At 74.0% G+C, this 10,737-nt stretch carries 10 protein-coding genes; 4 read left to right on the forward strand and 6 right to left on the reverse strand.

All coding sequences use genetic code 11. From position 1 onward, the window contains the following. From MNZ29_RS22010 to recA, 3 genes are all read left to right on the forward strand, one after another. On the forward strand, nt 1–196 hold a 196-nt coding region (locus MNZ29_RS22010; RefSeq protein ID WP_242356741.1), incomplete at its 5' end, for a hypothetical protein. Nucleotides 197–206: 10 nt separating this feature from the next. Beyond that, on the forward strand, nt 207–1,727 hold the full coding sequence (locus MNZ29_RS22015) for a YifB family Mg chelatase-like AAA ATPase (protein ID WP_242356743.1): 1,521 nt from the start codon (nt 207–209) through the stop codon (nt 1,725–1,727). A 57-nt stretch (nt 1,728–1,784) separates the two neighbouring features. Next, complete coding sequence (gene recA / locus MNZ29_RS22020) at nt 1,785–2,807, forward strand: recombinase RecA (RefSeq protein WP_308197078.1); 1,023 nt, start codon at nt 1,785–1,787, stop codon at nt 2,805–2,807. Nucleotides 2,808–2,856: 49 nt separating this feature from the next. Here the strand turns inward: recA and MNZ29_RS22025 are convergent, their stop codons facing one another. Together MNZ29_RS22025 and MNZ29_RS22030 are read right to left on the reverse strand one after the other, a co-directional pair. After that, a complete protein-coding gene (locus MNZ29_RS22025; RefSeq protein ID WP_242341233.1) occupies nt 2,857–6,033 on the reverse strand; it encodes a hypothetical protein in 3,177 nt (1,058 codons plus the stop codon). A gap of 85 nt (nt 6,034–6,118) precedes the next feature. Continuing rightward, complete coding sequence (locus tag MNZ29_RS22030) at nt 6,119–6,604, reverse strand: hypothetical protein (RefSeq protein ID WP_242341232.1); 486 nt, start codon at nt 6,602–6,604, stop codon at nt 6,119–6,121. An 88-nt stretch (nt 6,605–6,692) separates the two neighbouring features. On the opposite strand from MNZ29_RS22030, the gene MNZ29_RS22035 reads away from it, so the two are divergent. Further along, nucleotides 6,693–7,103, forward strand: a complete 411-nt coding sequence (locus MNZ29_RS22035; protein WP_242356745.1) for a hypothetical protein — start codon at nt 6,693–6,695, stop codon at nt 7,101–7,103. Nucleotides 7,104–7,133: 30 nt separating this feature from the next. Here the strand turns inward: MNZ29_RS22035 and MNZ29_RS22040 are convergent, their stop codons facing one another. From MNZ29_RS22040 to MNZ29_RS22055, 4 genes are all read right to left on the reverse strand, one after another. After that, nucleotides 7,134–8,369 (reverse strand): competence/damage-inducible protein A, encoded by a 1,236-nt coding sequence (locus MNZ29_RS22040; RefSeq protein ID WP_242341230.1) that lies wholly within the window; start codon nt 8,367–8,369, stop codon nt 7,134–7,136. A gap of 15 nt (nt 8,370–8,384) precedes the next feature. Further along, nucleotides 8,385–8,972 carry a phosphatidylglycerophosphatase A gene (locus tag MNZ29_RS22045; protein ID WP_242341229.1) on the reverse strand — a complete coding sequence of 196 codons (588 nt, stop codon included), beginning with the start codon at nt 8,970–8,972 and terminating at the stop codon, nt 8,385–8,387. 3 nt (nt 8,973–8,975) lie between these two features. Next, nucleotides 8,976–9,830 (reverse strand): CDP-diacylglycerol--serine O-phosphatidyltransferase, encoded by an 855-nt coding sequence (gene pssA / locus MNZ29_RS22050; RefSeq protein WP_242341228.1) that lies wholly within the window; start codon nt 9,828–9,830, stop codon nt 8,976–8,978. Between the two features lie 143 nt (nt 9,831–9,973). After that, nucleotides 9,974–10,737: hypothetical protein (locus MNZ29_RS22055; protein WP_374110850.1), on the reverse strand; the 764-nt coding region annotated here is incomplete at its 5' end.

A 10,737-nucleotide genomic window follows, 5' to 3' on the forward strand; every position in this document is an offset into this window, starting at 1 on the left:
ATCGGCCGGCATGCTCGACGCGGCGCTCGCGCGAGCGCTGCGGCTCGCCGCCCGCCGCCCGCCGACGCCGACGCCGGCCCGGGCGTTCCGCGCTCGCGAGCGTCCGCGGCGCGTCCGGCGCGAGCGCGCGGCGGGCCGGGGAAGCTCCTCTCGCGCGCGCCCAGCAGCGATCCGGCGCTGGCACGGCCCCTGCTGAACGTCCGTGCATGCTGGTCCGCATCCGCTCCGGCGCCGTGCTCGGCGTGCAGGCGATCCCCGTCGACGTGGAGGTCGAGGCGACGCTCGGGATGCCGGGCTTCCACCTCGTCGGGCTCGCCACGGGCGCCGTGCAGGAGGCGAAGGTCCGGGTCGCCGCGGCGGTGCGAAACCTCGGCGTGAAGCTGCCGCACAAGCGGATCACCGTGAACCTCGCGCCGGGGGACCTGCGCAAGGACGGCACCGGCTTCGACCTGCCGATGGCGATGGGCGTGCTCGCGGCGGTGGAGGAGGTCCCCGCGGACGCGCTGGCGAGGGTCCACTTCGTCGGCGAGCTCGCCCTCTCGGGCGAGGTGAAGTCCGTCCGCGGCGTCCTCCCGCTCGCCATCGAGGCGCGCCGCGCGGGCGCGCTCGCGATCGTCGTCCCGCAGGCGAACGCGCTCGAGGCGTCGATCGTGGAGGGCGTGAAGATCCTGTCCGCGGGTCACCTCGGCGACGTGGTCGCCTGGACGCGCGGTTCGGCGGAGCTCCTCCCGCCGCCGGGGGCGGTGCCGGCGCCGCCCCCGGGCGTCCCCGTCGACCTCGCCGACGTGACGGGCCAGGAGAACGCGAAGCGGGCGCTGGAGATCGCCGCCGCGGGGGGCCACAACCTGCTCTTCTTCGGGCCGCCGGGCAGCGGCAAGACGATGCTCGCCCGCCGCCTGCCGACGCTCCTCCCGCCCCTCGCGTTCGAGGAGGCGCTCGAGGCGACCGTGGTCCACAGCGTCGCGGGGCTCACCCGCCACCGCGGCCTCCTCGCCGATCGCCCCTTCCGCGCGCCGCACCACTCGATCTCCGACGCCGGCCTCGTGGGCGGCAGCAGCGTCCCGCGGCCTGGCGAGGTCTCGCTCGCGCACCAGGGCGTCCTGTTCCTCGACGAGCTCCCCGAGTTCCGGCGCCACGTCCTCGAGGCGCTGCGGCAGCCGCTCGAGGACGGCGAGGTCACGATCGCGCGGGCCGGCCGGAGCGTCACGTACCCCGCCGAGCTCACGCTCGTCGCCGCGATGAACCCCTGTCCGTGCGGCTACCACGGCGACCGGCGGAGGCGCTGCCACTGCACGCCGCACGAGCTGCTCAGCTACCGGCGGCGCATCTCGGGGCCGCTGCTCGACCGGATCGACCTGCACGTGGACGTGCCCGCCCTCGCCACCCCGCTGCTCGGCGAGGCCGCGGCCAGCGGGCCGACGAGCGCGGAGGCGCGCGCCCGGGTCGCCCGCGCGCGCGAGGTGCAGCGGGGGCGCGCCGGCGGGCGCGGGGCGAACGTGAACGCCCGCCTGCGCGGCGGCGCCCTGCGGCGCGCGGCGACGCCGGACGACGACGGGCGCCGCATCCTGCAGGCGGCGGTCGAGAAGCTCGGGCTCTCGGCGCGGGCGCACGACAAGGTGCTGCGCGTCGCCCGGACCATCGCGGACCTGGAGGGCTCGGCGGCGGTGCGCGCGCCGCACGTCGCCGAGGCGATCCAGTACCGCGCGCTGGACCGGCCGCTCTCGTGAGACCCGCGCCGCCGAAGCGGCGCGACTGGTGCCCCACCGCGGGGCGAGGAGGACGACGTGACGAAGCTGAGCGACAAGATGAAGGCCCTCGGACAGGCGCTCGCCGGGATCGAGAAGCAGTTCGGGAAGGGGAGCATCATGCGGCTCGGGGACGGGCACGAGCCGGCGCCGGTGGCCGTCGTGCCCACCGGGTCGCTCGGGCTCGACCTCGCGCTCGGGGTGGGCGGGCTGCCGCGCGGGCGCGTCGTCGAGATCTACGGGCCGGAGTCCTCGGGCAAGACGACCCTCGCGCTGCACGCCATCGCCGAGGTGCAGCGGCAGGGCGGGGTGGCGGCGTTCATCGACGCCGAGCACGCCCTCGACGTGACCTACGCCCGGAAGCTGGGGGTGAACCTCGCCGACCTGCTCGTCTCCCAGCCCGACACCGGGGAGCAGGCGCTCGAGATCGCCGAGCAGCTCGTGCGCTCGGGCGCGATCGACCTCATCGTGGTGGACTCGGTCGCCGCGCTGGTGCCCAAGGCGGAGATCGAGGGCGAGATGGGCGACGCGCACATGGGCGTGCAGGCGCGTCTCATGAGCCAGGCGCTCCGGAAGCTCACCGCGGTCGTGTCGCGCAACCAGTCGCTCGTCGTCTTCATCAACCAGATCCGGATGAAGATCGGCGTGGTCTTCGGGAACCCGGAGACCACGACCGGCGGGCACGCGCTCAAGTTCTACGCGTCGGTCCGGCTCGACATCCGGCGCATCGGGCAGGTGAAGGACGGCGATCAGGTGGTCGGCAGCCGCACCCGCGTGAAGGTCGTGAAGAACAAGGTGGCGCCCCCGTTCCGGGAAGCGGAGTTCGACGTCCGCTACGGCACGGGCGTCGATCGCCACGGCGAGGCGCTCGACCTCGGCGTCGAGCGCGGGGTGGTGGAGAAGTCCGGGGCCTACTTCGCGCTCGACGGCGAGCGGATCGGGCAGGGCCGCGAGCGCGCCATCGAGTGGCTGCGCGCGAACCCGGAGGCCTTCGAGCGGCTCGCCGCGCGGGTGCGGGAGGGGGCGGGCGCCGCGGCGCCGGCGCTCGCCGCGGTGGGGTGAGGGCGCGGCGCGGACGGGGACGCTGGCGTCCCCGCCCCGCCGCGCGGGATCAGAAGAAGAAGTACCGGAGCGTGATGTTCGTCACCCAGCGCGAGTGGTCGCGAAGGGCCGGCGTCTGCAGGCCGCCGATGTCGAAGGGGTGGCCGAAGTGGACGCGCAGGAGGAGCGGTCCGAAGAGCACGTTCACGCCGAGCACGCCGGTGAGGGTGCGCGCGTCCCAGGCGCCCGGCTCGAACCGCTCCAGGGCGATCGGCGCGAGCGGGCTCCCCGTCGTCGGGTCGTACGTCGGGACGAGCACGGTGCTCGTCTTGGACTCCCAGCGGTTGAAGACGCCGCCGAAGTCCAGGGCGGCGACGCCCTCCAGGTAGTCGAAGATGAGCAGGCGGATGAGCGGATCGAGCGGGAACTGCAGCTCGGCGTTCACCACGTAGTAGTGCTGCCCGATGAGGAACTCGAGATCGAGCGGGTAGAAGCCGCGCAGGTTGTCGGCGGAGGTGAGCCACCAGCTCTTCTCCCAGACGCGGCCCTTCTCGTTCGGCGAGAACGTCGTCCCGCCCGCGGCGCGGAGCATGAAGTTCGAGCGGCCGACGAGCTGCCAGAACTTCTCCGTGTCCGCGCGGAAGAAGCCGTGCACCGCCTCGCGCCCGGGGAGGTACCCGCCGCCGAGCTCGAGCAGGAGCGAGCTGCCCGCCACCGGCCCGGTGTACTGATCGTAGCGGATGGTGTCGTAGCCGTAGCGCACGGTGGGCGAGATGGTGAAGTTGACGCCGCCGTTGCGACTCTCCCAGTCGCGCGTGGAGGTGTACGGGCCCGTGGTGAGCGTGGGGCCCTGGCAGAGCAGCGTCACCGCCCCCGAGAAGTCGGTGAGGCAGTAGCGCTGGACGCCGCCCAGCGTGAGCTCCGTCTCCACGCGCCGGAAGCGATCGAGCGGGTAGCGCAGCGCGCCGACCACCCCGAAGTCACGCTGGTAGTAGGCGAGGTTCGGGTCCAGCCGATCGAGGTTCTGCTGGACGAAGTGGAACCCGCCGAGCACCCAGGAGAGCCGCCTCGCGCGGTTCTCGAACAGGAGGAGCCCCTGGGTGTAGTCGAACGAGCCGTAGACGGAGAGGTCCACGAAGAGGACGTTGTCCCGGAGCATGTCCGAGAACAGCACCGCGGCCCGCCCCGCGACGGCGCTCCCCGCGCCGCCCCCGTAGACGAAGCCCGCCTCCGGGCGCCAGTTGCGGATCGCGAACGCGTCGTAGTCCTTCACCTGCTCCGGCCAGGTACCGCTCGGGATCTCCAGCACGTCTCCGGTGGGCGGCAGGACGGCCACGCTCGGCTGCTCGAGCCAGGCGACCTTGGGCACCTCGACGATCCGGAAGACGCCGCCGTAGAACGTGCTCGCGAACACGCCGCGCCCCTTGGGCGAGGGGCCGGGGCTCGTGAGCCCGGTGGTGAAGTCGGTGATCCGCTGGACCGCGCCCGCCTTCAGCAGGTAGAGGTCGGGCTTCCCGGAGACGTCCGAGGTGAAGAGGACCGAGCCGTCCGCCTGCGGGAACGGCGCGCGGTCTGTGCTCGCGGCGGTGGTGAGCCGCGTGCGCTCGCCGCTCGAAGGATCGATGCGGAAGAGGTTGAGGCGCCCGTGGTCGGTCGCGTCCGAGGAGAAGTAGATGCCGTCCTTTCCCCAGGCGACGTCCTTCTCGACGTATGGATCCTGCGTGATGCGCCGCGCCACGCCGCCCTTCACCGGGACCACGTAGATGTCCGACTGGCCGTCGGTGGACACGCCGGCGAACGCGATCTGCGACCCGTCCGGCGAGAAGGCGGGGTCGGAGATCTGGATGAACGGCTGGCCGCGCTCGGTGTGCACGTCGAGCTTCCTGCGCCGGCCGAGCTCGATGCGCGGGGGACGTCCTTCCCTGAGCTTGTGCCGGAAGCGCTGGACGTGGAGGCGGTCGCCGATCCCGTCCTGGGCCGAGAACGCGAGGATCCCGTCCCCGAGGCCGAGCACCCCGTACTCGACGGGGTGGAGGGACTCGAACCCCGGCACGCTGTCCGAGACGATCTCGACCGCGCTGCGCGGGTTGCGCACGTCGACGAGGTAGAGGCGGGCGCGGCCCTTCTCGCGGTCGATGCCGCGGAAGAGGATGAGGTTCCCGTCGGCGGAGGAGACGAAGTCCTCGGGCTCGGAGGGGAGCTGCCGGAGCTCCCGGAGCTGCGGGAGATCGTGCTTCGCCTCGAGGTACTGCGGGTAGTAGCGGCGCTTCAGCCACGCGCGCCAGCGGGCGTCGACCTGCTCGATGGGCTCGTTCAGCACGCGCCGCACGAGGGCGCCGAAGTTGCGCGTCGTGCCGCCCGCGGCGGGGCCGCCGCCGAAGCCGCCTCCGCCGTCGCCCATGAGGTAGGCGTTCTCCAGGAACGCCTGGATCTTCTCGTGGCCGTACTGGTCGGCGATGAAGGCGATCCGCGCCTGGCCGAGCTTGTAGGTCGGGATGTACCCGCGGATCCGGTCCTCCCCGAACGACAGCACGTCGTAGCCCTTGCGCGGCTCGGGGTTCCAGACGAGGTCGCGGAGGTAGAGGTCCGTCTCCGTGTCGATGCCGCCCTTCGAGTAGAACTCGGCGATGCCCTCGATGAACCAGAGCGGCAGGTACGCGATGGGCGAGGACATCTCCTCGGCGCCGGCGGCCTCGAGCAGCTTCTGGATGGTGAACTGGTGCACCATCTCGTGCGTCGACACCTCGATGAACCGCGCGTGATCACCGAAGTACGGGACCGTCATCTTGAGGTCCTCGGGCGAGGTGACGCCCAGGACCGACTCGGTGACGGCGAAGACGTTCTGCGTCTGGAACTCGCGCTGCGTCGCGTAGAGGATGTAGGGGATGCGCTTCGTCGGGTTGTAGTGGAACTGATCGACGAGGCGCGCGTAGGCGCTCTGGATCGCCGGCAGCGCCCGCTCCGCCTGGGCGAGCTCGTTCCGGTAGTAGTAGAGCCGGAGGCCCCCGGGGCCGCCGCCCGGCGGCGGGACGTCGATGAACTGCCAGTCGAAGCTGAACCAGGCGACCTGGTTCTGCCCGGGGCGCTCGGGGAGGATGAAGGTCTGCTCGAGCTCGCGCCGGGGCCGAGGCTTCTCGGCCTCCATGCGGTCCATCGAGTGCATCGCCTCGCCGAGCGACGGGCTCGGGCCGAGCTGTGCGGCGGCCGCGAGGGGCAGCGCGAGGGCGCAGAACGCGAGGACTCTCATCCGAGCAACACTACGTAGGAGGGACCCTCCGGGCGAGCAACCGAAAGGAGGTCCGTCCGACGCAGGCGTCGTCTACCGCCGCCGCTCAGCGCGAAGCGGCGCGGATGGGCCAGCGGGTCCCACCGATGGTGATGGCATAGCGTCCCGTCCCTGGGGGGTCTTCTTCGATGGCGAACCCGAGCGTCACCTGGCCTGCGCGGGTGAAGCGGGCGCGCTCGCCGCCCTTCACGGCGCAGCGGAGCACGCCGTCGTCGCCGAGGCGGAGGGTGGCGGGATCGAGCGGCTCGCGCGTCCCGTCGGAGAGGAGCAGCACGGGCGCCCCGCCCGGCGTCTCCTGCAGCACGCCCCGCACCGTGTAGGGCGTCTCTTTCACCTCGACGTACGCGGACTCGCGGCCCACGCGCACGAGCCATCTCCCGTCGGGTGCGCGCGCGAGCGAGCGCCAGAGGACGTCGAGCGTGCGCGCGTGGGTGATGGGCTCGCCGAGGTGGAGGAAGCGGCCCTCGTCGTCGATCGACAGGCCGCTCCGGGATCGCAGGAGCTCGAGCGCGGCGTCGTCGGCGGTGGTCACCCGCGCATCATAGGGCCGGTGAGCTCCGTTGCGGAGGCGGCGCTCGGGTGGTAACGAACCGCGCGTGACCGCGAGGATCGAGCCTGTGGTGCGCATCCGCTGTGGCCCCGACGAGGAGGCCCGCTGCCGCGCCGCGCTCGCGCGAGCCGGCTTCGAGGTGGAGCGCTCGCTCACGTGGCTCGTCGTCCGCGACGCCCCGCCCGACGCCGTGAACGAGGCCCTCGCCGCGGGCGGGGCGGACCCGCGTGTCGCCGTCCGGCAGCGGATCGGGCAGCTCATCGGCTGGCTCCTCGACCGTGAGGGCGAGCTCGACGGCCGCGCGGTGAACGTGCAGGCGCTGGTCCGTCGGGTGCTCGAGGAGGGCGGCCTCACCGGACGCTACCGTCCAAGGCCGCTCGACGCGCTCCTGGCGGGCGCGGCGGCGCTGTACGCGGAGCTCGTCGAGACCGCCGCCGGGTTCGTCTCCTGGGATCGCTTCGTCGAGCTGTTCTGCGAGTAGCTGCCGGGGTAGCGGCGCGGCGCGCTGCCGTCAGGCGCGCAGCGCGAGCCGCAGGAGGTTCAGCGCCTCGTGGGCGGCGGTGCTGCGGATCCGGTCGCGACCGCCGCGGTAGAGCCGCTCGACCGCGCTCGTGCCGGACGGCCCGGCGAGCGCGAGGTGCACCGTCCCGACCGGCTTCTCCGGCGTCCCGCCGGTCGGCCCGGCGATGCCGGTGATCCCGATCCCCCAGGTCGCCCGCCCGACCCGGCGCGCCCCCTCCGCGAGCGCGCGCGCGACCGGCTCCGACACGGCGCCGTGCGCCGCGAGGACGTCTTGGGGGACGCCGAGCACGGCCTCCTTCATGGCGTCCGCGTAGGCGACGACGCCGAGGTCGAGCACCGCGGAGGCGCCCGGCACGTCCGTCAGGAGCTCGGCGACGAGCCCGCCGGTGCAGCTCTCCGCGAGCGCCACGCGCTCGCCGCGGGCGGCGAGCCGCGCGACGACGAGGGCCGGCAGCTCCTCCTTGCCCTCGCCGAACACCGCGTCGCCGAAGATCGCGCGGGCCTGGGCGGCGAGCCGGTCGGCGCGCGCAGCGGCGTCCGGGCCGGGCACGGTCCACTTGACGTGGACCTCGGGCCAGTGCGCGCGGAAGCCGAAGCGGACGTCCGCGTTCGCGGGATCGCGCATGAGCGGCCGCATCGCGTCGTCGGCGTGCGACTCGGGGACGCCGAACAGCTTCAGCACCCGCCCCGCCGGCACCTCGCCGAGCCGCGCCGCGAGCCGCGGCAGGAGCCACTCGTCGGCGAGCCCCCGGAACTCGAGCGGCACGCCGGGGAAGCAGACCACCTCCGCCCGCCCGATGCGCACCGCGAACCCGGGCGCCGAGCCGAACCGGTTCGGCACGACCTCGGCGCCGCGCGGGAAGCGCGCCTGCTTCTCGTTGTTGGGGGTGAGCGCGCGGCCGAAGCGGCGGAAGCGCTCCTCGAGCGCGCGCAGCGACGGCTCGTGCAGCTCGAGCGGCACGCCCATCACCGCGGCGACGCGCTCGCTCGTGAGGTCGTCCTCGGTCGGCCCCATGCCGCCGCTCATCACCACGAGGTCGGCGCGCGCGGTCGTCTCGCGGATGGCGGCGTCGAGGTCGGCGCGATCGTCGCCCACGAGCGTCTTGCGCCGGACCATGACGCCGAGATCCCAGAGCCGGTCCATGAGCCAGGCGGAGTTCGTGTCCACCACCTGCCCGGTGAGGAGCTCGTCGCCGGTGGAGAGGATCTCGACGTGGAGCGTCATCGCGAGCGACCTCCGCTACGACCCGAGCGGCGCGCACCACCAGCCCGCGCCGCCGCAGCCGGCGACGGCGCGCAGCGCGAGCGCGACGAGCTGGAGCGCGGCCCAGGCGAAGACACCCGCCGCCACGTCGTCCATGACGACCCCGAACCCGTTCTTCACGCGGTCGAACGCCGAGGCCGGCCAGGGCTTCAGCACGTCGAACACGCGGAAGAAGAGGAAGCCGAGGAGCGCCGCCGGCCAGGAGAAGGGGACGAGGGCGACCGTGACGAGGTAGCCCGCCACCTCGTCGATGACGATGGGCGACGCGTCGGCCACCCCCCAGTACGCGCCGGCGCGCTGCGCGGCGTAGGCGCCGAGCGCCACGAGCGCGGCGACCGTCACGAGGTACACGGACGGGGAGAGCCGCGAGAGCGCCCAGTACACGGGGATCGCGCCGAGAGTGCCGAAGGTGCCGGGCGCGACGGGGGCGTAGCCGCACGGACCCCAGGCGGCGAGGAGCACCCAGGCGTCGGGTCGCGCGGCCGGGCGCGCCGTGCGGCGGAGGCCGCGGGCGCGGAGCCGGGAGAGGAGGTCAGGGCTGGCGGGCGACGGCGAGCCGGTCACGCGCTAGATGTACTCGTCCTGCTGCGGCTTGTCCTCGACGTCCTCGGGCTCCGGCTCGAGCGCCTCGTCCGCCTCGAGCTCGGCGCGGATGGCGGGCGGGAGCGAGGCCTTGTCGGGCGCGGGCCGCGCGCGGGCCAGGAGCGCCTCGGCGAGGCCGAGCGCGATGTAGGCGGCCATGTAGACCACGAGGACGAACGAGGCGCGGGTCGCCATGCCGACCCCGACGCCCGCGAGGGTGAAGAAGGCGAAGATCGTGAGGCTGCGCGCCGAGAGGTGGACGTCCTTGAAGGTGCGGTAGCGGACGGTCGACACCATGAGGAACGCGAGCAGGCCGACGACGAGCGCGATCGGGACGCGGGTCGCCGGGTCGGTGGTCGTGGCGAAGTGCCGGTAGTGGGCGATGACGAGCGAGACGATCGTCCCGGCGGCGAGCGGGATGGGCAGGCCCACGAAGAAGCGCGAGGAGCCCTTGTCGCCGCGCTGCGCGAGGACGTTGAAGCGCGCGAGGCGGAGCGCGCCGCAGGCGGCGAAGGCGAAGGACACGAAGAAGCCGAGGAAGCCGAGCGGCGCGAGCGCCCACTTGTAGACGAGCAGCGCCGGCGCCGCGCCGAAGGAGATGACGTCGGCGAGGCTGTCGAGCTGCACGCCGAAGTCGGACTGGGTCTTCGTCATGCGCGCGACGCGGCCGTCGAACGCGTCGAAGAACATCGCGAAGAAGATGGCGAGCGCCGCCTGGTAGAGCTGGAGCGGCGTGGCCTCGCCGGCGCAGAGCGTGAGCGCGTAGAAGCCGAGGAGGATCGAGCTCACCGTGAACAGGTTCGGGAGCACGAACATCGCCTTGCGCAGGTTGATCTGCATTTCCGCGCCACCCTCCTAAGGTCGCCGGCCTCGGCGCAGTGCCGGTGACTCGGGCCGGGCGCAGGACCACGCGCCCGCCCCCTCGACCGGCGACGGCAGAGGCTGTCACGGGCGGGTTTTTTTGTCGAGACGGACGCCTCGCGTCAAGGAGACCCGCCGCACGGGGTCCGCGCGCGCTCCCCCTCCCCGAGCGCCAGGCGGGCGCCGCTCCCGCAGTCCACCCAGAACACCGGGTCCGCCCACCAGCGGTTCATCCGCGCGGTCGCCCGCGAGCCCCCCCCGAGCGCGAGCGCGGGTCCGTGCCCGGTCACGAGGTTGCCGTCCAGCACCGCCGTGGCGCCGTCCAGCAGGACGATCCCGCCGGCGGCGCCTCCCGACGCGTCCACGCTCGAGAGGCGCACCTCGCCGCCCGACGCCTCGACGGCCGCGCCGCCGCAGCGCAGGAGGGTGCTCGCGGAGAGCGCGAGCGAGCCGCGGCGCACCTGCACGCACGCCCCCGGGATGCCCTGCTCCTCGCTCACACCTGCGACGACCACCGCCGCTCCCTCCACCCGGCCTCCCGCGATGGCGATGCCGGCCGGCCCGGGGGAGCGGATGACCACGCCCTCGAGGTGCGCGGCGCCGCCCGCGACGGCGAGGCCCGCCTCGCGCGAGGGCCCGTCGACGGCGAGGTGGCGGAGCGTGGCGGTGCCGCCGTGGACGGTCGCGCCGGAGAGGGCGCCGTGGAGGTGCCCGCCCACGAGGGTGGCCTCGCCGCGCTCCACGACGAGGCCGACGTCCCCGTCGAGCGCGAGGTCCGCGCCCTCGAGCGCGCCGCCCGAGACGCGCGCGCCGCAGCCGCCCCCCACCGCGCGCAGGTCGCGCGCCCGCAGCGTGCCCGCGGAGACGCGCACGGCGCAGCGCGGCG

It is taken from the genome of Anaeromyxobacter sp. SG64, assembly GCF_022690745.1.
Classification (GTDB): Bacteria; Myxococcota; Myxococcia; order Myxococcales; family Anaeromyxobacteraceae; genus Anaeromyxobacter; species Anaeromyxobacter soli.